Below are 24,764 nucleotides of genomic sequence, written 5' to 3' on the forward strand. Positions count from 1 at the left end.
ACTGCGCGGCCCCTCGCCACGGGCCCCTTCGCCGCGGCCGCCCTCGGCCGGCTTGCGCGCGCCGCGCGCGGCGGCGGCCTGGCGCTGCTGGTAGCCTTCGGGGTCCTTCTGCCGCTCGAGGTTTTCCTTGGTGCGCTCGTTCTGGGCGACCAGGCGCGCACGCGCGCCGGTGCGCACACGCTTGGGCGCGGCTTCGGCGTGCGCATCGCGCGCGGTTTTCTTGATCGTCAGCGTCTTGCGCGGGCGGTCCTGGTCATCAGCGGACATACGAATCCTGGCGAATGTGCAAAGGTAGGGGAGGAATCAGAAGGGTTTGACGACGACCAGCGCCACCACCACCAAGAGCAGCAAGACGGGAACTTCGTTGAACCAGCGATAGAACTTGTGCGAACGGGTGTTCTTGCCCTGTTCGAATTTTCGCAGCATGACGCCACAGGCGTGATGGTAGCCGATGATGAGCAGGACGAAAAAGAGCTTGGCGTGCATCCAGCCGTTGCCGGGGCCTACGCCAATGCCATAGCCCAGGTACAGCCACATGCCTAGCGCCACGGCCACGATGGCCAGAATGGTGGTGAAGCGGTAGAGGCGGCGCGCCATGCCGAGCAGGGTGACCTGGACGGCCGAATCCGATTGTTGGGCCAGGTTCACGAAGATGCGGGGCAGGTAGAACAGGCCGGCGAACCAGGAGGCAATGAAAACGATGTGTAAGGTTTTTACCCAGAGCATGGACATGGTGGGGTTCGGTCTCTGTTTTCTTGGGGAAGGGAGATTGTAATTGCTGGGGGCGGGTGGTTCTTCGTAGGTCGCCCGTCGCGGTGGCGGTTTTGGGGGTGGGCGCCCACGATGGCGGTCCGGAGCGTTCGCTCCGGACTGCCCCTGCGTCATCCTCGTCCAGGCCTTCGGCCTTCCCTACGGATTCCCTTGGGCGCATCGAGGTTGCCCGCCCCCAAAACCGCCACCGCGACGGGCTACGGGTTTCGAGAAATGGTGCACTGCCAGATCGGTGGGGCGTGGAGAGGTTTGCGGGGCCCGTCAAGATCGGCCGCGTGGGCGGCCGGTCTTGACTTACGCGGTGGTTTGCGTCGGGAGGGTGTTCGCTGCGCGGTGGTGGGGAGGTGTTTGCTTGTCGCCTTAGATCACATACAGGTCGACGTATTCGTGGACCGGCATCGCTTCCAGCTTTTTCTGGTCCAGCGATGCTTCCAGGATGCGGGCCTGTTGGCGGGCGGGGAAGATGCGGGCCAGGTTGGTGCGGAACTTGGCTTCCAGCAGGGGGATGCCGTCGGCACGGCGGCGCTTGTGGCCGATGGGGTATTCGCAGACGACCTCGTCGAGCTGGGTGCCGTCGGTGAATCTGACAGTGAGGGCGTTGGCGATGGAGCGCTTGTCGGGGTCGTGGTAGTCGCGGGTGTAGGCCGGGTCCTCGACGCAGGTGATCTTGTCGCGCAGGGCGTCGATGCGCGGGTCGGCGGCGACATCGTCCTCGTAGTCGGCGGCGGTCAGACGGCCGAACAGGAGCGGGACGGCGACCATGTACTGGATGCAGTGGTCGCGGTCGGCCGGGTTGTCCAGCGGGCCTTTCTTGTCGATGATGCGGATGCACGCCTCGTGGGTGCGGATGGTGATGCCGGCAATGTCGTCGGTGGACTTGCCAAGCGCCTTGAGGCGGTCATGGATCTGCATGGCGCACTCGACCGCGGTCTGCGAGTGAAACTCGGCCGGGAACGAGATCTTGAACAGCACGTTTTCCATGACGTAGCTGCCGTAGGGGCGCTGGAACCTGAACGGCTGGCCCTTGAACAGCACGTCGTAGAAGCCCCAGGTCTTGGCCGATAGCACCGAGGGGTAGCCCATTTCGCCGGTGCGGGCGATCAGCGCCAGCCGCACGGCGCGGCTGGTGGCGTCACCGGCGGCCCAGCTCTTGCGGCTGCCGGTGTTGGGCGCGTGGCGATAGGTGCGCAGGCTCTGGCCGTCGACCCACGCCAGCGACACCGCGTTGATGACTTCATCGCGCGTGAGGCCCAGCATCTGCGCGACCACGGCGGTGGAGGCCACCTTGACCAGCACCACGTGGTCCAGGCCGACCTTGTTGAAGGAGTTTTCCAGCGCGATGCAGCCCTGGATCTCGTGCGCCTTGATCATGCCGGTCAGCACGGCGCGCATGGTCAGGGGCGGCTTGCCGGCGGCCACGGCGGTGCGCGAGAGCCAGTCGGCGGTGGCCAGGATGCCGCCCAGGTTGTCGGACGGGTGGCCCCATTCGGCGGCCAGCCAGGTATCGTTGAAATCGAGCCAGCGGATCATCGCGCCGATGTTGAACGCGGCTTGCACCGGATCGAGCTGGAATTGGGTGCCGGGCACCTTGGCGCCGTGCGGCACGACGGTGCCCGGGACGACAGGGCCCAGCAGCTTGCGGCACGCCGGGTACTCCAGCGCTTCCAGGCCGCAGCCCAGGGTGTCGATCAGGCAGTTGCGAGCGGTCTCGTAGGCCAGGCCGCTCTGGATTTCATAGTTCAGTACGTAGTCGGCGATATCGACCAGGACCGGGTCGGGCGCGGGACGAACGTTGGAGATCGGGGCAGACATTGGGTACCTCTCCTGAGTGTTTACAGGCGGCACTGGGCCCGCGCGGCGCGGGGAAAGGCGTCGGCAGGCCCATGTCGTCGTCTTACTTGCGCTTGTCGAGCGGCACGAACTTCTGATCTTCCGGGCCGACGTAGTTGGCGGTCGGGCGGATGATCTTGTTGTCCACGCGCTGCTCGATGATGTGGGCCGACCAGCCCGCGGTGCGCGCGATCACGAACAGCGGGGTGAACATGGCGGTGGGCACGCCCATCATGTGGTAGCTGACAGCCGAGAACCAGTCCAGGTTGGGGAACATTTTCTTGATGTCCCACATGACGGTTTCGAGGCGTTCGGCGATGTCGAACATCTTGGTGCTGCCGGCCTTCTTGGAGAGCTTCTTGGCCACTTCCTTGATGACCTTGTTGCGCGGGTCGGACACGGTGTAGACCGGGTGGCCGAAGCCGATGATGACTTCCTTGGCCTCGACGCGGCGGCGGATGTCGGCCTCGGCCTCGTCCGGCGTCTCGTAGCGCTTCTGCACGTCGAAGGCGACCTCGTTGGCGCCGCCGTGCTTGGGGCCGCGCAGCGCGCCGATCGCGCCGGTGATGGCCGAATACATGTCCGACCCGGTGCCGGCGATGACGCGGGCCGTGAAGGTGGAGGCGTTGAACTCGTGCTCGGCGTACAGGTTCAGGGAGATGTGCATCGCCTTGACCCATTCGTCGCTGGGCTTCTCGCCGTGCAGCAGATGCAGGAAGTGGCCGCCGATGCTGTCATCGTCGGTCTGCACGTCGATCACGCGGCCGTTGTGGCTGTAGTGATACCAGTACAGCAGGGCCGAGCCCAGGTTGGCCATCAGGCGGTCGGCGATGTCGCGCGCGCCGGGCAGGTTGTGGTCGTCCTTCTCGGGCAGCACGCAGCCCAGCACCGAGACGGCGGTGCGCATCACGTCCATCGGGTGGCTGGCGGCGGGCAGCGCCTCGAGAGCGTCCTGCAGCTGCACCGGCAGGCCGCGCAGCGCGCGCAGCTTTTCCTTGTAGGCCTTCAGTTCGGCCTTGTTGGGCAGCTTGCCATGCACCAGCAGGTGGGCGATTTCCTCGAATTCGCTGGTATGGGCGATGTCCAGGATGTCGTAGCCACGGTAATGCAGGTCGTTGCCGCTGCGGCCGACCGTGCACAGCGCGGTGTTGCCGGCGACCACGCCGGACAGCGCGACCGATTTCTTGGGCTTGAAGCCTGCCTTTTCTTCGGGCTTGGCGGCCGGGGTGGCGTCCGCCTTGGCGGCTTGCTTCTTGGGAGCCGTGCTCATGTCTCTACTCCTTTCCTTTCGCGGTGGTCGATGCAATGGGGGTAGCGGGGCGCCGCAGGGTCGCCGCGGCGCCGGATGCGGTGGCGCGAATCAGCCCTTGCCCTTCTGGAACAGGGCGTCCAGGCGCGATTCGTATTCGTGATAGCCGATGCGGTCATACAGTTCCTCGCGCGTCTGCATCAGGTCGACCACGTTCTTCTGGTGGCCATCGCGACGGATCGCGGTGTAGACGGCCTCGGCGGCCTTGTTCATGGCGCGGAAGGCCGACAGCGGGTAGAGCACCATGCCCACGCCCACGCTCTTGAGCTCTTCCACCGAGAACAGCGGCGTCTTGCCAAATTCGGTGATGTTGGCCAGCACCGGCACCTTGACGGCCTTGACGAAGCGGTCGTAGGTGGGCAGGTCGTAGGCGGCTTCGGCGAAGATGGCGTCGGCGCCGGCTTCGACGCAGGCCAGGGCGCGCTCGATGGCGGCGTCCACGCCGTGCGAGGCGATGGCGTCGGTGCGCGCGATCAGGTAGAAGTCGCTGTCGGTGCGGGCGTCGGCCGCGGCCTTGACGCGGTCGGCCATTTCTTCGGTGCTGACGATCTCCTTGCCGGGGCGGTGGCCGCAGCGCTTGGCGCCGACCTGGTCCTCGATGTGGCAGGCGGCGGCGCCGAACTTGATCAGGCTCTTGACGGTGCGGGCGATGTTGAACGCCGAGGGACCGAAGCCGGTGTCGATGTCGACCAGCAGCGGCACGTCGCAGACGTCGGTGATGCGGCGCACGTCGGTCAGGACGTCGTCCATGGTGTTGATGCCCAGGTCAGGCAGGCCCAGCGAGCCCGCGGCCACGCCGCCGCCCGACAGGTAGATGGCGCGGTAGCCGGCCCGCTTGGCCAGCAACGCGTGGTTGGCGTTGATGGCGCCGATGATCTGCAACGGGCTTTCTTCGGCGAGTGCGCGGCGGAACAGGGCGCCGGCGGATTCGGGTCTGGACATGGGGGTCTCCGTCATAGTGGCCGGGTGTCGTGACGTTGCCCCGGCTGGGATATCAGGTCTTGCGGGTCCGCGGTCGGCCGGATCGGAATCCGGCGCCTGGCCACGACCTTACGCGGTCGCGGCACGTAAATCTGTCCCCTTCGCGACAATTCCTTGCGCGCTCGCAAAGAGACAGGTTTGCGTGCCGCGGACGGCGCATCCGTGGATGGGCCGTCCGCTTGCGAATTGGGCCCGCGTCAACGGGCCCAATTCTGCTTGATGGCTGCTTACTTCAGCAGGTCCTTGACGCCGTCGCGCTCTTCCAGGAGCTCTTTCAGCGTGAAGTCCAGGCGCTCACGCGAGAAGGCGTCGATTTCCAGGCCTTCGATGCGCTTGTACTCGCCGTTTTCGGTCGTGACCGGCACGCCGTAGATGATGCCTTCGGGGATGCCGTAGGAGCCATCGGACGGGATGCCCATGGTGACCCACTTGCCGTTGCTGCCCAGGACCCAGTCGCGCACGTGGTCGATGGCGGCGTTGGCGGCCGAGGCGGCCGACGACAGGCCGCGGGCCTCGATGATGGCGGCGCCGCGCTTGCCCACGGTGGGGATGAAGGTGTCGCGGTTCCAGGCGTCGTCGTTGATCAGCTTGGCCAGCGATTCGCCGCCGACGGTGGCGAAGCGGTAGTCGGGGTACATGGTGGGCGAGTGGTTGCCCCACACGACCAGCTTTTCGATGTCGGCCACGGCCTTGCCCGACTTGGCGGCCAGTTGCGACAGGGCGCGGTTGTGGTCCAGGCGCAGCATGGCGGTGAAGTTCTTGGCGGGCAGGTCCGGCGCCGACTTCATGGCGATGTAGGCGTTGGTGTTGGCCGGGTTGCCGACCACCAGGACCTTGACGTTGCGGCTGGCGACGTCGTTCAGGGCCTTGCCCTGGGCCGTGAAGATCTGCGCGTTGACCGACAGCAGATCCTTGCGTTCCATGCCGGGGCCGCGCGGGCGGGCGCCGACCAGCAGGGCCACGTCCGCGTCCTTGAACGCCGTGCGCGGATCGCTATGGGCGGTGACTTCCTGCAGCAGCGGGAAGGCGCAGTCATCCAGTTCCATGATGACGCCCTTCAGGGCCTTTTGCGCTTTTTCGTCGGGGATTTCAAGCAGTTGCAGAATGACGGGCTGATCTTTGCCCAGCATTTCGCCCGAGGCGATGCGGAACAGCAGGGCGTAACCGATTTGGCCGGCGGCGCCGGTGACGGCGACACGCAAGGCAGGCTTAGACATGGACGTTCTCCGTAATGGTGTGGCGAGAAAGAAATCTCACCAATCAGTGTAATCCGTTGAGCGGCGAAGACGGCCTGCGCGCAAGGGGCGGCCAGGTTGCCGGACAGTCAGAAATCCTAGAACTAATTCACGGGTGCGTCAATTGATCTTATATCTTATATAAGACATAAGACGTTGGACAGCGCCGCCCCCGGTATGCGACAATAGAGCGTTTGTTCGAATGCGCCGCAGCACCGCCGGCTGCGCGCCTGTATCAGGCCAGAACACCGGCGCCGCAGTCGTGCGCATGCGAATGGAAGCCGCATCGTTTGCGTGGCCTTTTTCGCGCGGCCTTCCATTCTCCGGATGAACATGACACTTCCAAGACGATCCATGGCAGACCCCCGGCCCGAAACTCCCCTACGCACACGCGCCGCCCGTCCAGCGGGCGAGGGAGCCGCTTTCAGTCCGCTGTACCGCCAGATCAAGGACCTGCTCGTGCAGAGCCTGGACCGCGGCGAATGGAAGCCCGGCGAACTCATCCCCAGCGAAATCGATCTGGCCGCCCGTTTCCAGGTGAGCCAGGGCACGGTGCGCAAGGCGGTCGATGAGTTGGCCGCCGAACACCTGCTGCTGCGCCGCCAGGGCAAGGGCACCTTCGTCGCCACCCACCATGAAGCCCGTGTGCGCTACCGTTTCCTGCGCCTGGCCCCCGATGAAGAGGGCGAGGCCGTGCGCGCGGAAAGCCGTATCCTCGAATGCCGCCGCCTGCGCGCGCCGGCCGAGATCGCGCGCGCGCTCGATCTGCGGGCGGGTGAAACCGTGATCTCCATCCGCCGGTTGCTGTGCATGGGGCAGGTGCCCACCGTGTTGGACGATATCTGGCTGCCGGGGTCCATCTTCCGTGGCCTTACCTTCGAGCTGTTGAGCGCCAACAAGGCCCCGCTCTATGGCCTGTTCGAATCCGAGTTCGGCGTCAGCATGGTGCGCGCGGACGAAAAGCTGCGCGCGGTGGCCGCGCCCGCCGAAGTCTGTACGTTGCTTAATGTTGCCGCCGGCACGCCGTTGTTGCAGGTGGACCGGGTGTCGTACACCTATGGTGACCGCCCCATGGAAATTCGACGGGGCTTGTACTTGACCGATCGATACCACTACCGCAATAGTCTGAATTGATGAGCTTTTTAACTACGATTTGATACCAACCCGATCTCTGGGCGAAAATACCGTGTTTGCCCGCAAGGGCCACGGCATTAGCGCCGTCACGATTCCCTAGTTCCGAAACACCGAGGCCGTCATGTCCGACACCGCTGCCAAGCCACGTCCGCAGTTTCGCAATATTGGGCTTGCCCAAGTTGCGTTCTCCTATCGCCTGCCCCTGGCCGGCAAGCTGTCCATCCTGCACCGCATCAGCGGCATATTGCTTTTCCTCTGTCTGCCCTTGGTCATTCTGCCGCTGTTCGCGGCCAGCGTGGCCTCGCCGCAGACCTTCGCCGCCGTGGCGGCGTATGCGGGCAATCCGATCGTCAAGCTCGTGCTCCTGGTCCTGATCTGGGGCTATCTGCACCACTTCTGTGCGGGCATCCGCTACCTGCTGCTGGACCTGCACCTGGGCATCGACAAGCTGTCGGCCAAGAAGAGCGCCGGCGTGGTTTTCGGTGTCAGCCTGGCGCTGACCCTGGTGTTCGCCCTCAAACTGTTCGGAGTGCTGTAAATGGCTGCCGCTAAAAACTACGGACCCAAGCGCCTGGTCGTCGGGGCGCACTATGGCGTCATGGATTTCATCATCCAGCGCATCACCGCCGTCATCATGGCCGTGTACACGCTGGTGCTGCTCATCGGCATCCTGTTGATGCCCGCCTTCACGTATGAATCGTGGCACGCGCTGTTCACGTTCTACGTCGGCGTCCTCCCGGTCGGCCAGATCCTGGCGACCCTCGCATTCGTTGCGTTGGCCTGGCATGCCTGGATTGGCGTGCGCGACATCTGGATGGACTACGTCAAGCCGGTGGGCCTGCGCCTGCTGCTGCAAGTGCTGACGATCCTCTGGTTGGTCGGTTCGGTCGTTTACTTCGCGCAAATCCTCTGGAGCATCTAAGCCGTGGTCTCTGTCATGAAATCCTTGCCGCGCCGCCAGTTTGATGTGGTGGTCGTTGGCGCCGGCGGAGCCGGCATGCGTTGTTCGCTGCAACTGTCCCAAGCGGGCCTGTCCGTTGCGGTGTTGTCCAAGGTGTTCCCCACGCGTTCGCACACCGTGGCCGCGCAAGGCGGCGTGAGCGCCTCGCTGGGCAACATGAGCGAAGACAACTGGTACTGGCACATGTACGACACCGTCAAGGGGTCGGACTGGCTGGGCGACCAGGACGCCATCGAGTTCATGTGCCGCGAAGCCCCGAACGCCGTGTACGAGCTCGAGCACTTTGGCATGCCGTTCGACCGCAACCCCGACGGCACCATCTACCAGCGTCCGTTCGGCGGCCACACCGCCAACTTCGGTGAAAAGCCGGTCCAGCGCGCCTGTGCCGCTGCCGACCGTACCGGCCACGCGCTGCTGCACACCCTGTACCAGCGCAACGTGGCCGCCCGCACCCAGTTCTTCGTCGAATGGATGGCGCTGGATCTGCTGCGCAACGAAGCCGGCGACGTCGTGGGCGTGACCGCCCTCGAAATGGAAACCGGCGAGATCTACATCCTGGAAGCCAAGACCACGGTGCTGGCCACCGGCGGCGCCGGCCGTATCTGGGCCGCCTCCACCAACGCCTTCATCAATACGGGTGACGGCCTGGGCATGGCCGCCCGCGCGGGCATCCCGCTGCAGGACATGGAATTCTGGCAATTCCACCCGACCGGCGTGGCCGGCGCCGGCGTGCTGATCACCGAAGGCGTGCGTGGCGAAGGCGGCATCCTGCTGAACAAGGATGGCGAGCGCTTCATGGAACGCTACGCGCCCACGCTGAAGGACCTGGCGCCGCGCGACTTCGTGTCGCGCTCGATGGACCAGGAAATCAAGGAAGGTCGCGGTTGCGGTCCGGACGGCAGCTACGTGGTGCTCAAGCTCGATCACCTCGGCGCCGACGTCATCAACAAGCGCCTGCCCTCGATCCGCGAAATCGCCATCAAGTTCGGCAACGTCGACCCGATCAAGGAACCGATTCCCGTCGTCCCGACCATCCACTACCAGATGGGCGGCATCCCGGCCAACTACCACGGCCAGGTGCTGACGCGCGAAAACGGCGAGAACAAGATCGTCAATGGCCTGTACGCGATCGGCGAGTGCGCCGCGGTGTCGGTGCACGGCGCCAACCGCCTGGGCACCAACTCGCTGCTGGACCTGATCGTGTTCGGCCGCGCCACTGGCAACCACATCGTCAATTCGCACCCCGAGCGCCAGCACGCGCACCAGCCCGTGCCGCAGCAGGCCGTCGAATTCTCGCTGGACCGCGTCAACAAGCTGGAATCGCGCACCTCGGGCGAAAAGACCCAGGACATCGGCAACGCCATCCGCTTCTCGATGCAGCGCCACTGCGGCGTGTTCCGCACGCTGGAATTGCTGAACGAAGGCGTGACCCAGATCGAAGACCTGGCCAAGCAAGCCGACAACATCTACTTCAAGGACAAGTCCAAGGTGTTCAACACCGCGCGCGTCGAGGCGCTGGAACTGGCCAACATGACCGAAGTGGCCCGTGCCACCATCAAGTCGGCCGCCAACCGCACCGAAAGCCGCGGCGCCCATGCGCTGGACGACCACCCGACCCGCGACGACGAGAACTGGCTCAAGCACACGCTGTGGTATTCCGAAGGCAGCCGCCTGGATTACAAGCCTGTGCAGATGAAGCCGCTGACGGTCGAGTCCTTCCCGCCCAAGGCGCGTACCTTCTAAGTCCGGATAGAGCCCACTATGAGCACCAAGAGAATCGTCAAGTTCGAAATCTACCGCTACGATCCGGACAAGGACGAGCGCCCCTACATGCAGAAGCTGGAAGTGGAACTCCAGCCGACCGACAAGATGTTGCTCGATGCGCTGGTGCGCATCAAGAACGACGTCGATGACAGCCTGGCCCTGCGCCGCTCGTGCCGCGAAGGTGTGTGCGGTTCGGACGCCATGAACATCAACGGCAAGAACGGCCTGGCGTGCACGACCAACCTGCGCGAACTGAAGGAACCGATCGTGCTGCGCCCGTTGCCGGGCCTGCCCGTGATCCGCGACCTGATCGTGGACATGACGCACTTCTTCAACCAGTACCACTCGATCCGCCCGTACCTCATCAACGACACGCCGCCGCCCGAGAAAGAGCGCCTGCAGTCGCCCGAGGCGCGCGAAGAGCTGGATGGCCTGTACGAGTGCATCCTGTGCGCGTGCTGTTCCACTTCCTGCCCGTCGTTCTGGTGGAATCCGGACAAGTTCGTCGGCCCGGCCGGCCTGCTGCAAGCCTACCGCTTCATCGCCGACAGCCGCGACGAAGCCACCGGCACCCGTCTGGACAACCTGGAAGATCCGTACCGCCTGTTCCGTTGCCACACCATCATGAACTGCGTCGACGTCTGTCCCAAGGGGCTGAATCCGACCAAGGCCATTGGCAAGATCAAGGAACTGATGGTCCGTCGCGCGGTCTAGTGGATTGGTGTATTTAAGGTGTAATGATGAGCAGGCTTACTGAACTGGAACGGGCGCGGCTGCGTTGGCGGGCGCGCCGGGGCCTGCTCGAAAACGACTTGATCATCACCCGGTATCTCGACGCCTACGAGGCCGAGCTGACCGATGATGACGTGACCGCATTGACGCAGCTTTTCGAGTTGGGAGACAACGATCTGCTCGACGTGCTGCTGGCCCGCAAGGAGCTCGAGGGCGCGCTCGACACCCCCCGGCTCCGCGGCATCATCGGCCAAATGCGGTCGCTCTGATTAATTGAGAGGAAAAAACATGAACCTGTCTGACAAAAAAGCCACTCTATCCTTCTCGGATGGCAGCGCACCCATTGAGTTCCCTGTCTACAAGGGCACGGTCGGTCCGGATGTGATCGACATTCGCAAGCTGTACGGCCAGACGGGCATGTTTACGTTCGACCCCGGCTTCATGTCGACGGCGGCGTGCGAATCGGGCATCACCTATATCGACGGCGACAAGGGCGAGCTGCTGTACCGCGGCTACCCGATCGAGCAACTGGCCGTCAACTGCGACTTCATGGACATCTGCTACCTGATCCTGAACGGCGATCTGCCGAACCAGGGCCAGAAGGCCGACTTCGATTCGCAGGTGACCCATCACACGATGGTCAACGAACAGCTGCATTTCTTCCTGCGCGGCTTCCGTCGTGATGCCCACCCGATGGCCGTCCTGACGGGCCTGGTGGGCGCGCTGTCGGCGTTCTATCACGACTCGACCGACATCACGAACCCGCAGCACCGCCATATCTCGGCCATTCGCCTGATCGCCAAGATGCCGACCCTGGTCGCCATGGCGTACAAGTACTCGCAAGGCCAGCCGTTCATCTACCCGCAGAACGATCTGTCCTACACGGGCAATTTCCTGCGCATGATGTTCGCCACGCCGTGCGAAGAGTACAAGGTCAATGAAGTCGTCGAGCGCGCGCTCGACCGCATCTTCATCCTGCACGCCGACCACGAACAGAACGCCTCGACCTCCACGGTGCGCCTGTGCGGCTCGTCGGGCACCAACCCGTTCGCCGCCATTTCGGCCGGCGTGGCTTGCCTGTGGGGCCCGGCTCACGGCGGCGCCAACGAAGCTTGCCTGCAGATGCTCGAAGATCTGCAAGCCAATGGCGGCATCGCCAAGGTCGGCGAGTTCATGGAGAAGGTCAAGGACAAGAACTCGGGCGTGCGCCTGATGGGCTTTGGCCACCGCGTCTACAAGAACTACGACCCGCGCGCCAAGCTGATGCAGGAAACGTGCAAGGAAGTGCTCTCGGCCCTGGGCCTGGAAAACGACCCCCTGTTCAAGCTGGCCATGGAACTGGAACGCATCGCCCTGGAAGACCCGTACTTCGTGCAGCGCAAGCTGTACCCGAACGTGGACTTCTACTCGGGTATCGTCCAACGCGCCATCGGCATCCCGACCTCGCTGTTCACGGCCATCTTCGCGCTGGCCCGCACGGTGGGTTGGATCGCCCAGTGGAACGAAATGCTGTCGGATCCCGATTACAAGATCGGCCGTCCGCGCCAGCTGTTCACCGGTTCGGTCACGCGCGACGTGCCGCCGATGGACAAGCGTTGATACGCTGCCAGGCCTGACCAAGAAACCGCCTTCGGGCGGTTTTTTGTTGCCCCTTCTTTTGTTGTCCGGTTGCTCCGCCGAGCGCCGCGCCGTCGCGGCGGGGTTGTCTGGCGTTTATCATCCTTGCCATGATTCCGATCGCGCTGCCCTCCGCGGGCTTCTATATTTTCGTTTCTCTGGGGTTTCTTGCCGGCCTGGCCCTGCTCGGTTGGGCGTTGGTGCTGGTTGCCAGCGGGCGGGCGCGCCGCACGGTCCGCAAATACTGGAAGACGTCCAGCCTGTTGTTTGTGGTGCTGCTGGTTCCCTTTGCCTTCTATGCCTGGGTCCAGACGGTCATCTGGCGGATCGAGCGTGAAGGCGAACGCCGCGAGGCCGCCCGCAACGTCACCCTGGCGGCAGCGACGACGGTCGCAGGCATTGCCATGCCCGCCGGCACGCGCCTCAAGCTGCAGGACGAAGGCCAGTTGGAAACCTATGTCGAAGCCGAGTTTGCGCAGCCGGTGGCCATGTACGGCGTGCAGGCGTCGAGTGCGCGGCGCTATCTGGATGCCGACTACGACAGCGAGACCTATGCGCTGCGTGGCCGCCACCCGCGCAGCGTGCTGCTGCGCGGTACGGGCAGCCAGCCGGTGCAGGGCTGGCAGTGCGATGCCACCCGGGACATCGAATTCGACGTGGCGCGCGACGGCGCAATGAAGATGCTGAACAAGTGCGTGCTGGGCCCGGGCAACCGGGTCGAGGGCCTGGATTTGGCGGCAGGTTCCATCGTGTACGGGTCGAGCGGCACGGTCTATACCGATGGCTCGCGCGACCCGGATCGATGGCGCATCGAGGTCAAGGACCCGGTCGCGGTCAATGTGTTCGGCCTGCCATTGAGCGAGCCGCGCCTCTACCTGGATGACCAGCGGCGCCTGCTGCGGGTCAGCGATGCGGAGCTGGCCTGCCCGACGCGCCTGGGTGGCGTGAGCTACGCCGCCGGCACGCAGGTGCAGACCATGCGGCGCGGTCGCGGCGATGCGCGCGAACCGTTTCCAGGCGTGCTGGTGCTGAGTCCGTGGAATGGCCAGGTGGCCACGCGCGACGGCCAGGCCGACGTGCCTGAGGGCATGTCGGTGATGCAGAAATTGGACGGCGAGGTCGTCGGCGTGGTCGGGAACGATACGGTGGGCGTGTTTCACTTCGCCACGATCACCGTGGGTGACGAGAAGCCCCGGCAGCCGACCCGCGCGCGCTGTCCCTGAGACGCGCGAGGTCGCGCGGATCGTTTGCCGGGCGCGTCTTCTAGGTGCCGATGCCGCGCGCCATCAGCACGGCGAACAGCGGCAGGAAGATGAACAGGTGCGACTCGATCATCACCCAGCGGCGGGCGCGTTTGATCTGCGCGGTGTCCGGCACGAAGGCCGGTTGCTGGCGCGCCTGCTTCGCCCAGCGCAGGAAGGCCAGTGTTGGCGGGGCCGAACAGAGGCCGATGAGGACGAACAGCGTGATCTTGGCGTGGAACCAGGGGTTGCCCATGTAGAAGGCGGCACCCTTGATGCCGAGCGTCAGGCGCAGCACGCCGGTGACCAACACCAGGATCGCGCTGAGCAGGTACAGGCGGTCATAAACCAGCAGGCGCTTGAGCGCGGCGGGCGTCAGGTCGGGACGCAACAACACCGCTTCGGCAGTCAACACCACCACCAGCACGAAGATGGCCAGGAAGTGAAACCAGGCCAGGAAGGCGTCGAGCAGCATAGGGTCGGGCTCCAGTAGGGAAAGGGCGGGCAGGGTCAGCCCAGTTTGTACCATCCGGCCGAAGCCGCGCACCACCGCGCCCGCCAAGCCAGCCAAAAAAAGGACGCCCCGTGGGGCGTCCTGGATTTGCGGGTCAGCGCAATGCGATCAACGGCGCTTCTTGGCGGCCTCGGCGGCTTCCTGCTGCGCATCGACCACGGCCAGGGCGGTCATGTTGACGATGCGGCGCACAGTGGCGCTGGTCGTCAGGATGTGCACGGGGCGCGCGGCGCCCAGCAGGATCGGGCCCATCGCGACGCCATTGCTGCCGGTCATTTTCAGCATGTTGTACGTGATGTTGCCGGTGTCCAGCGTCGGCATGACCAACAGGTTGGCGCGGCCCTTCAGGGTGCTGTCGGGGTAGGCCAGCACGCGGATCTTTTCCGACAGGGCGGCGTCGGCATGCATTTCGCCGTCCACCTCCAGGTCGGGCGCGCGGTCCTGCACGATCTGGCGCGCGGTGGCCATCTTGCGCGAGGATTCCGTGACGCGGCTGCCGAAGTTCGAGTGTGACAGCAGGGCGATCTTGGGCACCACGCCAAAACGCAGCATTTCGTCGGCGGCCTGGATGGTGATGTTGGCCACTTCTTCGGCAGACGGGTTCTCGTTGACGTGCGTGTCGGTGACGAACAGCGTCTGGTCGGGCAGCATCAACACGTTCAGGGCGGCGTAGGTCTGGCCTTCCTTCTTGCCGATGATTTCGTCGATGTACTTGAGCTGGTTGTCGTACTTGCTGGCCACGCCGCACAGCAGGGCGTCGGCATCGCCACGACGCAGCAGCATCGCGCCGATCAGCGTGTTGTGCTTGCGGATCATCGCCTTGGCGATGGCCGGGGTCACGCCTTCGCGGCCCTTGAGCTGGTAGTACGCAGTCCAGGTTTCGTTGAAACGGCTGTCGTCTTCGGGATCGACGATCTCGAAGTCCTGGCCGGCCATCAGGCGCAGGCCGAACTTCTTGATACGCATCTCGATCACGGACGGGCGGCCGATCAGGATCGGGAACGCCAGCTTCTCGTCGGCCACGGTCTGCACCGCGCGCAGCACGCGCTCGTCTTCGCCATCGGCGTAGATGACGCGCTTGGGCGCCTTCTTGGCCTGCGCGAACAGCGGGCGCATCAGCTGGCCCGAGTGGTAGACGAAGCCCATCAGCTTCTGGCGGTAGGCCTCGATGTCCTCGATTGGGCGGGCCGCCACGCCGGAGTCGGCGGCGGCCTGGGCCACGGCCGGCGCGATCTGCACGATCAGGCGCGGGTCGAACGGCTTGGGGATGATGTAGTCGGCGCCGAACGACAGTTCCTGGCCGGCGTAGGCGCGGGCCACTTCATCGTTCTGCTCGGCCTGGGCCAGTTCGGCGATGGCCTTGACGCACGCCAGCTTCATTTCCTCGGTGATGCGCGAGGCGCCGGCATCCATGGCGCCGCGGAAAATGAAGGGGAAGCACAGCACGTTGTTGACCTGGTTCGGGTAGTCCGAACGGCCGGTGGCGATGATGCAGTCGGGGCGGGCGGCCTTGGCGACTTCCGGGCGGATTTCCGGCTCCGGGTTGGCCAGCGCCAGGATCAGCGGCCGGTCGGCCATGGTCTTGACCATGTCGGCGGTCAGCACGCCGGCGGTCGAGCAGCCCAGGAACACGTCGGCGCCGTTGACCACGTCGGCCAGCGTGCGCGCGTCGGTCTTCTGCGCGTAGCGCTTCTTGTTGGCTTCCATGTTTTCATCGCGGCCGTCCCAGATCACGCCGCGCGAGTCCACCACGTAGATGTTCTCGCGCTTGATGCCCAGGTGCACCAGCAGGTCCAGGCAGGCGATGGCGGCGGCGCCGGCGCCCGAGCAGGCCAGCTTGACGGTGCCGATGTCCTTGCCCACGACTTTCAGGCCGTTGAGGATGGCGGCCGACGAGATGATGGCGGTGCCGTGCTGGTCGTCGTGGAAGACGGGGATCTTCATGCGCTCGCGCAGCTTCTTCTCGATGTAGAAGCACTCGGGCGCCTTGATGTCTTCCAGGTTGACGCCGCCGAGCGTGGGTTCGAGCGCGGCGATGATGTCGACCAGCTTGTCGGGGTCGTTCTCGGCCAGTTCGATGTCGAACACGTCGATGCCGGCGAACTTCTTGAACAGGCAGCCCTTGCCTTCCATGACTGGCTTGGCGGCCAGCGGGCCGATGTTGCCCAGGCCCAGCACGGCGGTGCCATTGGTGATCACGCCCACCAGATTGCCGCGCGAGGTGTACTTGGACGCGGCGTCATCGCCCTGGTCGAAGATGGCCATGCAGGCGGCGGCCACGCCGGGCGAGTACGCCAGCGACAGGTCGTCCTGGTTGGCGAGGGGCTTGGTCGGGGTGACCGAGATTTTGCCGGGAGTGGGATAGGCGTGGTAATCCAACGCCAGCTTGGTGAGGGTTTCGTCCATGGGATATAGCCTTTTCGGCGCTAACGGTAGGTAATAAACGGAAAGCAAAAAGCGGGCTCGCGGCCCGCCGTATTCTTTGGGAAATGCTTAGGGAACACCCGTATTTCAACAGAAAGCGGCACGGATTGGTTGCTGCAGCGCAGCGATCGTCCGATTTTGGTCAAGCCCGCGTATCTTTCGATGATGCCGATGAAAAAAGGGAAAAGCCCCGGAGCGGCGCTTTTCTCCTTTTCTTTCAGGCTGTTATTGCGCCCAGGGAGGTGTGGCGCGGTCGGCCGCGCCGAGTTTGCGGCGCAATGCGTCCGCCTGGTCCTGGCGGCCCAGGCTGTCGAGCGCGTGCAGCACGATCCAGTCGGCGCTGACCTCGAAGAAGTCGCGCAGGCGGGCGCGGGTGTCGCTGCGGCCGAAGCCGTCGGTGCCGAGCGTGCGGTAGGGCGCGGGCACCCAGGCGCGGATCTGCTCGGGCACGGCGCGCACGTAGTCGCTGGCGGCGATCACCGGCGCATCGCTGCCGCCCAGGCAGGTGCGGACCCAGTCCGAGTCCGCCGTGGCGGGCAGGCCGAGGGCGCGGGCGCGTTCGGCCTCGCGGCCGTCGCGCGCCAGTTCCGAGAAGCTGGTCACGCTCCAGACCTCGGCATCGACGCCATATTCCGCGTGCAGCCGCTCCGCGGCCATTTCCGCTTCGCGCAGCATGGGGCCGGCGCCCAGCAGGCGCACCGCCGCCTGCTGGCGGGCCGGACGCAGGCGGTACATGCCGCGCAGGATGCCTTCGGCCGCCGCGCCGTCCTGCGGCAGGTCGGGCTGTGCCAGGTTTTCGTTGGTGACGGTCAGGTAGAAGAACTCGTCGCGCTGCTCGTCCAGCATGCGGCGCATGCCGTATTCGACGATCACCGCCACTTCGTAGGCGTAGGCGGGATCGTAGGCGCGGCAATTGGGCACGGTGGCGGCCATGATGTGGCTGGAGCCGTCCTGGTGCTGCAGGCCTTCGCCGCCCAGGGTGGTGCGGCCCGACGTGGCGCCGATGAGAAAGCCGCGCGTGCGCTGGTCGGCCGCGGCCCAGATCAGATCGCCGATGCGCTGGAAGCCGAACATCGAGTAATAGATGTAGAAAGGCAGCATCGGCAGGCCATTGACCGAATAGCTGGTGCCAGCCGCCGTCCACGACGAGATCGCGCCGGCCTCGGTGATGCCTTCTTCCAGGATCTGGCCGTCGCGCGCCTCGCGGTAATACAGTACCGAGCCGATGTCCTCGGGCTCGTACAACTGGCCCTGCGCCGAGTAGATGCCGATCTGGCGGAACAGGTTGGCCATGCCGAAGGTGCGGGCCTCGTCGGCCACGATGGGCACGATGCGCGGGCCGATCTGCGGGTCTTTCAGCAGCGCCGTCAGCATGCGCACGATGGCCATGGTGGACGACATTTCCTTGCCGTCGGCGGCCAGCGCGAAGCGCGCCCACTGATCGACCGCCGGCGGCGCCAGGCGCGGCGCCTGCGTCCGGCGGCGCGGGATGTGGCCGCCCAGCGCGGCGCGGCGCGCCTGCAGGTGGCGCAGTTCGGCGCTGTCCTCGGCAGGGCGGTAGAACTTGAGCGCCAGGCAGTCGGCGTCGGAGATCGGCAGGGCGAAGCGGTCGCGGAACGCCAGCAGCGCTTCGTCGTCCAGCTTCTTCTGCTGGTGGGTGGTCATCTTGCCCTGGCCGGCCGTGCCCATGCCGAAGCCTTTCTTGGTCTGCGCCAGGATCACGGTGGGCTGGCCGCGATGATGGGCGGCGCGGTGATAGGCGGCATGGATCTTGACCATGTCGTGGCCGCCGCGGTGCAGGCGGTCGATGGCCTCGTCGCTCCAGTCGGCCACCAGCGCGGCAATCTCGGGATTCTGGTTGAAGAAGTGGGCGCGGTTGAAGGCGCCGTCGTTGGCGGCGAAGGTCTGGAACTGGCCGTCCACCGTGTTGGCGAAGGCGCGCGCCAGGGCGCCATTGGTGTCGCGTCGCAGCAGGGCGTCCCAGTCGCTGCCCCAGACCAGCTTGATGACGTTCCAGCCGGCGCCGGCGTACAGGGTTTCGAGTTCGTCGATGATGCGGCCGTTGCCGCGCACCGGGCCGTCCAGGCGTTGCAGGTTGCAGTTGACCACGAACACCAGATTGTCGAGCTTCTCGCGCGCGGCCAGCGTCAGCGCGGCGATCGATTCGGGCTCGTCCATCTCGCCGTCGCCGAAGATGCCCCAGACCTTGCGGTCGCTCGCGGGCACCAGCGAGCGGTGTTCCAGGTAGCGCATGAAGCGCGCCTGGTAGATGGCATTGATCGGGCCGATGCCCATCGAGCCGGTGGGGAATTGCCAGAAATCCGGCATCAGCCAGGGGTGTGGGTACGACGACAGCCCGCGCAGGCCGCGTGAGGTGGCGGTGATTTCCTGGCGGAAGTGGGCCAGGTCGTCTTCGCTCAGGAACCCCTCCAGGTAGGCGCGGGCATAGACGCCGGGCGCCGAGTGCGGCTGCATGTAGACCAGGTCGCCCGGGCCGTCGGCGGTACTGGCGCGGAAGAAATGGTTGAAGCCGACCTCGAACAGGTCGGCGGCCGAGGCGTAGCTGGCGATGTGGCCGCCCAACTCGCCATGGGCCTGGTTGGCGCGCACCACCATGGCCAGCGCGTTCCAGCGGTTGATGCGGGCGATGCGCTCCTCGACCGCCAGGTTGCCGGGGAAGGGCGGTTCCTGGTCGGCCGGAATGGTGTTCAGGTAGGCGGTGTGCGTCTGGCTGTTGGCCCGCAGTCCCAGCGTGGCGGCGTGCCCCAGCAGGTTATCCAGCACATAGCCCGCCCGTTGCGCGCCCGAGGCCTCGACCAGGGATTGCAGCCCGTCACGCCATTCGGCGGTTTCGGCGGGGTCGGTGTCTTGCCGGTGGTCGGCTCCGGCGGAGGAATGGCTGGCGTCGCACATGATGGTTTTGTCTCCTTGTAGCGCCATGCTAGTCCTGTCGCCGGGGCATGAGTGATCAAAATGCCGGGGCGAAAAACAGATTTTCAGCATATTCGTTTGCCCGCGCTGGGTTGGGCGGCATAATCTGCCGTCAAGGCCCGCTTACCTGTGGTGACCACCTGCTGGACGCCGAGGCGCTAGAATTCGCGCTTCACAAAAAACAAACCGGCAACCAGACAGGGCGGCAACGCCCTGATAGCCGGGCCGTCCCGTCTCAGCGGCGGGTTCGCGTCCCGGCCAGTAAAGGGAGACTTCAATGACTCAACCTACCCGCGTCCCGGCGGAAGTCACGCTACCGGAACTGACGTTCCGCGGCGTGCTGCTGGGCGCAGTGATCACCGTCATCTTCACCGCCTCCAATGTGTTCCTGGGGCTCAAGGTCGGCCTGACCTTTTCGTCGGCGATCCCGGCGGCGGTAATTTCGATGTCGGTGTTGCGGCTGTTCAAGGACGCCAACATCCTCGAAAACAACATGGTGCAGACGCAGGCCTCGGCGGCCGGCACGCTGTCCGCCATCATTTTCATCCTGCCTGCCCTGGTCATGATGGGCCACTGGCAGGGCTTTCCATTCTGGCAGACGCTGGGCATCTGCGCGGCTGGCGGCATGCTCGGCGTGATGTTCACGATTCCGCTGCGCCATGTGATGGTCGTGCAGAGCGACCTGCCGTATCCCGAAGGCGTGGCGGCGGCCGAGATCCTGCGGGTCGGCAGCGCCGAGCGCGCCCAGGACGCGGCCGAGGAGGCGGGGCGGGCGCCGTCCAAACCGGCCGCTACCGGCATGGGTGACATCGTCAGCGGCGGCGTGGTGGCGGCGGCGGTCAGTTTTGCCGCCAGCGGCCTGCGCGTGCTGGGCGATGGCGTCAGCGGCTGGTTCTCGCTGGGCGGCGCGGTGTTCCGGCTGCCGATGGGCTTTTCGCTGGCGCTGTTGGGGGCCGGCTATCTGATCGGCATTGTGGCGGGCCTGGCCATGCTGACCGGGCTGGTGATCGCGTGGGGCATCGCAGTGCCGATCCTGACCTCGATGGCCGACATGCCCGCCGGCATGTCGCTGGCGAAGTTTGCCACCGGGCTGTGGTCGTCGCAGGTGCGCTTCATCGGCGCCGGCGTGATCGGCGTCGGCGCCATCTGGACCCTGGCGACGCTGTTCTTGCCGATGGCGCGCGGCGTCAAGGCCTCGTTCGCTGCGCTCTCCCGGGCCGGCGCGGCGCATGCCGGCAAGGCGCCGCGCACCGAGCGCGATCTGTCGGCCGGCTGGATCTCGGTCGTCACGCTGGTGCTGGTGGCGGTGCTGGTGATCACTTTCCAGGTATTCCTGGCGGATGCGCCGCTGTCGGCCGCGGCCATCTGGAAGCTGGTGGCGTACGCGGTCCTGTTCGCCTTCGTGTTCGGCTTCCTGGTGGCGGCGGCCTGCGGCTACATGGCTGGCCTGGTGGGCACGTCGACCAGCCCCATCTCGGGCGTCGGCATCGTCGCCATCGTGCTGGTGTCGCTGTTGATGCTGGTGCTGGGCGGTGAGCTGCTGGCGACGCAGAACGGCGTGCAGATGACGATCGCGCTGGCGATCTTCAGCACCTCGGCGGTGGTGGCGGTGGCTTCGATCTCCAACGACAACCTGCAGGACCTGAAGACCGGCTGGCTGGTCGGCGCAACGCCGTGGCGCCAGCAGGTGGCGCTGCTGATCGGCTGCGTGCTGGGCGCGGCGGTGATTTCGCCGGTGCTGGATCTGCTGTACAACGCCTACGGTTTCGCCGACGCCATGCCACGCGAGGGCATGGACCCGTCCCAGGCACTGTCGGCGCCGCAGGCCACGCTGATGCTGGCGATCGCGCGCGGCATCTTCACCCATCAGTTGAACTGGACCATGATCCTGATCGGCATGGCGGTGGGCGTGGGCCTGATCGTGGTCGACGAGATCCTCAAGCGCACCTGCAAGGTGGCCCGCGTTCCGGTGCTGGCCGTGGGCATCGGCATCTATCTGCCGCCGACCGTGGCGGCGCCGATCGTGGTGGGCGCGCTGCTGGCCTGGATGCTGGAGCGGGCGCTGCGCCGCCGGGCGGCGGCGGCGGGCAAGGATCATGCGACGTTCGCCGAGGCCGCCAACCGGCGCGGCGTGCTGATCGCCTCTGGCCTGATCGTGGGCGAGAGCCTGGTGGGCGTGGTGATGGCGGCCATCATCGGCGCCGCCGGCACCGATGCGCCGCTGGCGATCGCGGGCGAGGAATTCGCGCGCACTGCCTCGTTCCTGGGGCTGGCGGTGTTCGCGCTGGTGGCGGTGCTGTTCTGGCGCCGCGTGATGCGGCTGGCGTAGCATCGCCGCGGTTCGGTCACAGGGCATGGCGCGTGGACGCCATGCCCTGTTTTCATGCCGGCTGCAGCAGGTCGGCCAGGGTGCGGGCGATGACCTTGGTGGCGCGCCGCAGGTCTTCCAGCACGACGCGTTCATCGTTGCGCTTGGCGTGCGATTCCAGCACGGTGCGCGGGCCAGCGCCGTAGATCACGCCGGGGATGCCCGCTTCGGCATACAGGCGCACGTCGGTATACAGCGGCGTGCCCATGGCGGGGATGGGCTCGCCGAACAGCTCCTGGCCGTGCTTGCGCAGGGCATCGACCAGCGGCTGGTTGCCAGGCAGCGGTCGCATGGCGTTGGCCAGCAGCAGGCGCTTGATCTCGACACGAATGCCGGGCATGGCGGCCGCGGCTTCTCCTATGATGCGGCGGATGTCGGCCTCGACCTCGGCCGCGTTTTCTTCCGGGATCATGCGCCGGTCGAGTTTGAACACCACCTTGCCGGGCACCACGTTGGTGTTGGTGCCGCCTTCGATGCGGCCGATGTTCAGGTAGGGGTGGCTGATGCCTTCGACCTGCGAGGTGATCTCGCGGTAGCGCGCGTTCTGTGCATACAGCGCGTTCATGATGGCGACCGCGCCTTGCAGCGCGTCCACGCCGGTGGCGGGGATGGCGGCGTGCGCCATCTTGCCATGCACGGTGACCTCCATCTGCAGGCAGCCGTTGTGCGCCGTCACCACTTCATAGCTGAAGCCGGCGGCGATGAGCAGGTCGGGTTTCGTCAGCCCCTGGCGCAGCAGCCAGCCCGGCCCCAGCAGGCCGCCGAATTCCTCGTCGTAGGTGAAGTGCAGCTCGACCGCGCCCTGGCGCGGACGGGCCACCGCCTCCAGGGCGCGCAGCGCGAAAGTGAAGCTGGCGAAATCGCTCTTGCTGACCGCGGCGGCGCGGCCGTACAGGCTGCCGTCAACGATCTCGGCGCCATAGGGATCGTGTTCCCAGCCATCGCCTGGCGGCACCACGTCGCCGTGGGCGTTGAGCGCCACGCGCCGGCCGCCGGCGCCGTATTCGCGGCGCACGATCAGGTTGGTGATGGACTCCATGCCATAGGCGCGCACGTCGTCGGCGGGCACGGGGTGAGACTCGGCCGCAAGGCCGAAACCTTGCAGCAGTTCGGCGGTGCGCACGGCGTGCGGGGCGTTGTTGCCCGGCGGCGTGTCGGTCGGCACGCGCACCAGTTCCTGCAGGAAGCGCACTTCTTCATCGAAGTGGGCGTCCACCCAGGCGTCGAGTCGGGCGTAATCGGTCATGGTTCAGCTCGTTGCTTCGTTGGCGAGATCGTCAAGCAGCCGCTGCATCGCCTGGGCGGCCAGCTGCATGTCGTGGTTGGTGGTGGATTCAAGCGGATTGTGGCTGATGCCGGCGTTTTGGCCGCGCACGAACAGCATGGCCTGGGGCATGACCTCGTGCAGCTTCATGGCATCGTGGCCGGCGCCGCTGGGCATGCGGTGGACCGGCACGCCCTGTGCCTGCACCGCGCGTTCCCAGCGCTGTTGCCAGGCCGGCGCGCTGGGCGCGGCGGCGGCGCGCATGGTTTCCTCGAGCGTGTAGCGCAGGCCGCGGCGCTGGCAGATCGCTTCGAGTTCGGCCAGCACGTCGGTGGCCAGCGCGTCGCGCTGCGCATCGCTGGGCGCGCGCAGGTCGAGGCTGAAGCGGCATTCGCCGGGCACCACGTTGATCGAGCCATTGGGCACTTCCAGCATGCCGACGGTGCCGACCGAGTCGCCGTCGCGCGCGGCGCGGCCCTCGACGAACACGATCAGCTCGGCCGCGGCCACGGCGGCGTCGCGGCGCCGGTCCATCGGCGTGGTGCCGGCGTGGCAGGCGGTGCCGTGGATCCGCGCCCGGTAGCGCACGCAGCCGTTGATGGAAGTGACCACGCCGAGCGGCAGGCCCATCTCATTGAGCACGGGCCCCTGTTCAATGTGCACCTCGACGAAGCCCAGATAGCGGGTCGGGTCGCGCTTGAGCTTGGGGATATCGTCGACGCACAGCCCCGCGTGCGCCATCGCTTCGCGCATGCTGATGCCGTCGGCATCCTGCTGTTCCAGCCAGCGCGGCTGGAAGTCGCCGATCAGCGCGCCGGAGCCAAGGAAGGTGGCGGGATAGCGCTGGCCTTCCTCCTCGGAGAAACCGATCACTTCGATCGCGTAGGGCAGGCGCCGGCCCTGGCGGTGCAGCGCGCGCACGCAGGCCATCGGCACGAAGATGCCGAGGCGGCCATCGTACTTGCCGGCGTTGCGCACCGTGTCGTAGTGGCTGCCGCTCATCAGGATCGGCGCGTCGGCGCGGGCCGCGTGGTAGCGGCCGACCACGTTGCCGACTGCGTCGATGCCGACTTCGTCGAAGCCGCAATCGCGCATCCAATGCGAGATGCGCTGCGCGCAGGCACGGTGCGCGTCCGTCAGGTAGGTGACGGTGAGCTGGCCGTTCTCGGCATAGCCGGGGTCGCTGTGCGCGCTGAGTTTCTCCTGCCAGTCCCAGATGTCGTTGCCCAGGTCGGGCTCGACGCCGAAGCGTTCGTACAGCCGCACTTCGGCATCGCGGTGCAACTGACGCAGGGCCTCGCGGCGTTCGTCATCTTGCGCGTTGTGCTGGCGGCGTTCGAGGGCCTGGGCCCATTGGCCGTCTTGCGGTCCGGCGCCGCGCGGGCCGTAGTGGGACAGGATGAAGGGAAAGCCGAAGCGCGCGGCATAGTCGGCGGCCCGCGCGGCATCCGCCCCGGCGCCGGGCGTGGGGGCGGGTTGGGCGCGCAGCAAGGCCAATTGCGTGGCGGCGTCGGTCTCGTCCACCGCGCGCTGCAAGGCCAACTGCAGCTGGGCCACGCTGAGCATCGGCCGTGCCCGCACGGCCTGCTCGGCGGCCCAGGGCGCGTGCGGATACAGGTCGGCCAGCATGGCGGCCGCGTCTTGCGGCGTGGCGTCATTGAATTGGGCGAGGGTGTGGGCCATGGTTG

Annotated in this window: 19 protein-coding genes and 1 pseudogene; 9 read left to right on the forward strand and 11 right to left on the reverse strand. The window is 66.1% G+C overall.

The genetic code is table 11. The features are described from left to right. The 6 genes and pseudogenes from HV701_RS26880 to HV701_RS24460 form a co-directional block, all read right to left on the reverse strand. Positions 1-267 (reverse strand): annotated as a pseudogene (locus tag HV701_RS26880) (DNA methyltransferase); the annotation flags it as partial. Positions 268-303: 36 nt separating this feature from the next. Continuing rightward, positions 304-732: a CopD family protein gene (locus HV701_RS24440; protein WP_175135591.1), complete on the reverse strand. Its 429-nt coding sequence runs from the start codon at positions 730-732 to the stop codon at positions 304-306. A 399-nt stretch (positions 733-1,131) separates the two neighbouring features. Beyond that, entirely contained in the window at positions 1,132-2,583 is a 1,452-nt protein-coding gene (locus HV701_RS24445) for a bifunctional 2-methylcitrate dehydratase/aconitate hydratase (protein ID WP_175135592.1), read from the reverse strand. An 82-nt stretch (positions 2,584-2,665) separates the two neighbouring features. Next, a complete protein-coding gene (gene prpC / locus HV701_RS24450; protein ID WP_175135593.1) occupies positions 2,666-3,871 on the reverse strand; it encodes a bifunctional 2-methylcitrate synthase/citrate synthase in 1,206 nt (401 codons plus the stop codon). A gap of 90 nt (positions 3,872-3,961) precedes the next feature. After that, positions 3,962-4,852: a methylisocitrate lyase gene (gene prpB / locus HV701_RS24455; RefSeq protein WP_175135594.1), complete on the reverse strand. Its 891-nt coding sequence runs from the start codon at positions 4,850-4,852 to the stop codon at positions 3,962-3,964. A 266-nt stretch (positions 4,853-5,118) separates the two neighbouring features. Then, a complete protein-coding gene (locus HV701_RS24460; RefSeq protein WP_175135595.1) occupies positions 5,119-6,108 on the reverse strand; it encodes a malate dehydrogenase in 990 nt (329 codons plus the stop codon). A gap of 372 nt (positions 6,109-6,480) precedes the next feature. On the opposite strand from HV701_RS24460, the gene HV701_RS24465 reads away from it, so the two are divergent. The 8 genes from HV701_RS24465 (at position 6,481) to HV701_RS24500 (ending at position 13,557) form a co-directional block, all read left to right on the forward strand. After that, positions 6,481-7,260, forward strand: a complete 780-nt coding sequence (locus HV701_RS24465) for a GntR family transcriptional regulator (protein WP_175135596.1) — start codon at positions 6,481-6,483, stop codon at positions 7,258-7,260. Between the two features lie 121 nt (positions 7,261-7,381). After that, entirely contained in the window at positions 7,382-7,798 is a 417-nt protein-coding gene (gene sdhC, locus HV701_RS24470) for a succinate dehydrogenase, cytochrome b556 subunit (protein WP_006389362.1), read from the forward strand. After that, positions 7,799-8,182: a succinate dehydrogenase, hydrophobic membrane anchor protein gene (gene sdhD / locus HV701_RS24475; RefSeq protein WP_175135597.1), complete on the forward strand. Its 384-nt coding sequence runs from the start codon at positions 7,799-7,801 to the stop codon at positions 8,180-8,182. Positions 8,183-8,197: 15 nt separating this feature from the next. Continuing rightward, positions 8,198-9,964, forward strand: coding sequence for a succinate dehydrogenase flavoprotein subunit (gene sdhA / locus HV701_RS24480; protein ID WP_272909237.1), 1,767 nt, complete (start codon positions 8,198-8,200; stop codon positions 9,962-9,964). A gap of 18 nt (positions 9,965-9,982) precedes the next feature. Next, positions 9,983-10,699 (forward strand): succinate dehydrogenase iron-sulfur subunit, encoded by a 717-nt coding sequence (locus tag HV701_RS24485; protein WP_175135598.1) that lies wholly within the window; start codon positions 9,983-9,985, stop codon positions 10,697-10,699. A 26-nt stretch (positions 10,700-10,725) separates the two neighbouring features. Next, the gene (locus tag HV701_RS24490; protein ID WP_175135599.1) at positions 10,726-10,986 is read left to right on the forward strand and encodes an FAD assembly factor SdhE; all 261 of its coding nucleotides are present in this window, start codon (positions 10,726-10,728) and stop codon (positions 10,984-10,986) included. Positions 10,987-11,005: 19 nt separating this feature from the next. Next, on the forward strand, positions 11,006-12,316 hold the full coding sequence (gene gltA, locus HV701_RS24495; RefSeq protein WP_175135600.1) for a citrate synthase: 1,311 nt from the start codon (positions 11,006-11,008) through the stop codon (positions 12,314-12,316). A 128-nt stretch (positions 12,317-12,444) separates the two neighbouring features. Next, positions 12,445-13,557 (forward strand): hypothetical protein, encoded by a 1,113-nt coding sequence (locus HV701_RS24500; RefSeq protein ID WP_175135601.1) that lies wholly within the window; start codon positions 12,445-12,447, stop codon positions 13,555-13,557. Between the two features lie 40 nt (positions 13,558-13,597). On the opposite strand, the gene HV701_RS24505 is transcribed toward HV701_RS24500, so the two are convergent. The 3 genes from HV701_RS24505 to mdeB form a co-directional block, all read right to left on the reverse strand. Then, positions 13,598-14,050 (reverse strand): DUF2214 family protein, encoded by a 453-nt coding sequence (locus tag HV701_RS24505; RefSeq protein WP_175135602.1) that lies wholly within the window; start codon positions 14,048-14,050, stop codon positions 13,598-13,600. A gap of 147 nt (positions 14,051-14,197) precedes the next feature. Beyond that, positions 14,198-16,495: an NADP-dependent malic enzyme gene (locus HV701_RS24510; RefSeq protein WP_175135603.1), complete on the reverse strand. Its 2,298-nt coding sequence runs from the start codon at positions 16,493-16,495 to the stop codon at positions 14,198-14,200. Between the two features lie 243 nt (positions 16,496-16,738). Further along, the gene (mdeB, locus tag HV701_RS24515; RefSeq protein WP_175135610.1) at positions 16,739-19,426 is read right to left on the reverse strand and encodes an alpha-ketoglutarate dehydrogenase; all 2,688 of its coding nucleotides are present in this window, start codon (positions 19,424-19,426) and stop codon (positions 16,739-16,741) included. Positions 19,427-19,721: 295 nt separating this feature from the next. On the opposite strand from mdeB, the gene HV701_RS24520 reads away from it, so the two are divergent. Further along, positions 19,722-21,773, forward strand: coding sequence for an OPT family oligopeptide transporter (locus HV701_RS24520; protein WP_175135604.1), 2,052 nt, complete (start codon positions 19,722-19,724; stop codon positions 21,771-21,773). A 52-nt stretch (positions 21,774-21,825) separates the two neighbouring features. On the opposite strand, the gene HV701_RS24525 is transcribed toward HV701_RS24520, so the two are convergent. Both HV701_RS24525 and HV701_RS24530 read right to left on the reverse strand, forming a co-directional pair. Further along, complete coding sequence (locus HV701_RS24525; RefSeq protein WP_175135605.1) at positions 21,826-23,058, reverse strand: M20 family metallopeptidase; 1,233 nt, start codon at positions 23,056-23,058, stop codon at positions 21,826-21,828. Positions 23,059-23,061: 3 nt separating this feature from the next. After that, positions 23,062-24,759, reverse strand: a complete 1,698-nt coding sequence (locus HV701_RS24530) for a hydantoinase/carbamoylase family amidase (protein WP_175135606.1) — start codon at positions 24,757-24,759, stop codon at positions 23,062-23,064. Positions 24,760-24,764: the final 5 nt, after the last annotated feature.

Source organism: Achromobacter pulmonis (assembly GCF_902859765.1).
In the GTDB taxonomy this organism is placed as follows: Bacteria; Pseudomonadota; Gammaproteobacteria; order Burkholderiales; family Burkholderiaceae_B; genus Achromobacter; species Achromobacter pulmonis.